The sequence below is a fragment of the Vibrio sp. Y176 genome (assembly GCF_033438945.1).
Map to the genome: position 1 here is coordinate 1 of NZ_JAWOQS010000103.1, position 1,139 is coordinate 1,139.

At 48.5% G+C, this 1,139-nt stretch carries 2 protein-coding genes; one reads left to right on the top strand and one right to left on the bottom strand.

What is annotated here, in order from left to right:
• Positions 1-846, top strand: an 846-nt coding sequence (locus tag R7O13_RS24385; protein ID WP_318304870.1) for a 3'-5' exonuclease, incomplete at its 5' end; no start/stop codon positions are given.
• A 92-nt stretch (positions 847-938) separates the two neighbouring features.
• Here the strand turns inward: R7O13_RS24385 and R7O13_RS24390 are convergent.
• The coding region (locus R7O13_RS24390; protein ID WP_318109980.1) for a c-type cytochrome at positions 939-1,139 on the bottom strand (201 nt) is incomplete at its 5' end.

Sequence of the window (1,139 nt, forward strand, 5' to 3'; positions counted from 1 at the left end):
CGAGTGTTGGTGAACCCGGACGATGACAACGCATTTCTGCGCATTGTGAACACGCCGCGACGCGAAATTGGCCCGGTAACGTTAGAAAAATTGGGCAGTTACGCCAATATGCGCGGCAAAAGCCTATTTGAAGCAAGCTTTGAAATGGGATTAGAACAACACCTATCGGGGCGTGGTCTCGAAAATCTGCGTCGCTTTACACAATGGTTGGTGGCGATTGCCGATCAAGCTGAGCGAGGTAACACAGTAGAAGCTGTTCGTTCCTTGGTTCGTGACATTCATTACGAAGATTGGCTGTACGAAACCTCAGCCAGCCCGAAAGCCGCTGAAATGCGCATGAAGAACGTTTCGGATCTCTACTCTTGGATTGTGGCTGACTTAGAAGGTGACAATTACGACCAAGAAGAGAAAACGCTGAAAGAAGTGGTTCAACGTTTGACCTTGCGTGACATGATGGAACGCGGCGAAGAAGACGAAGACAGCGATGCCGTTCAATTGATGACACTACACGCATCAAAAGGTCTAGAGTTTCCTTACGTTTATTTGATTGGTTCGGAAGAGGGCATATTGCCGCATCAAACCAGTATTGATGAAGATAACGTCGAAGAAGAGCGACGCTTGATGTACGTAGGCATCACCCGCGCACAGCGAGAGCTGACGTTTACCATGTGTAAAGAGCGTCGCCAGTTTGGTGAGTTGATCAAGCCGACTCAAAGTCGTTTTTTGGATGAGCTGCCGTTTGATGATGTCGAATGGGAAGTGAACAAAAAGCCTGTGTCTCAAGAAGAACGAATGGCAAAAGGTCAGGCGCACATTGCAAACCTGCGCTCGATGTTTAAGAAGTGATCACTTTGATCTCACGGTAAATCAAGTTCACTCCAAACAAAAAGGCTTGCCGATTGGCAAGCCTTTCTTATTTCAGATGAGTCGCGGCTGGATTACAAGCCATCAATCATGTGGTCGATGGCTGCAATGATTTCATCATCAGAACAGTCCATACATGTACCTTTTGCAGGCATCGCGTTAAAGCCTTCAAGCGCGTGCTTCACTAGCACGTCTTTGCCTTGCGCGATACGCGGAGCCCAATCGTCAGCATTGCCCGATTTTGGCGCGCCGTTTACACCAGATGCGTGACAAGC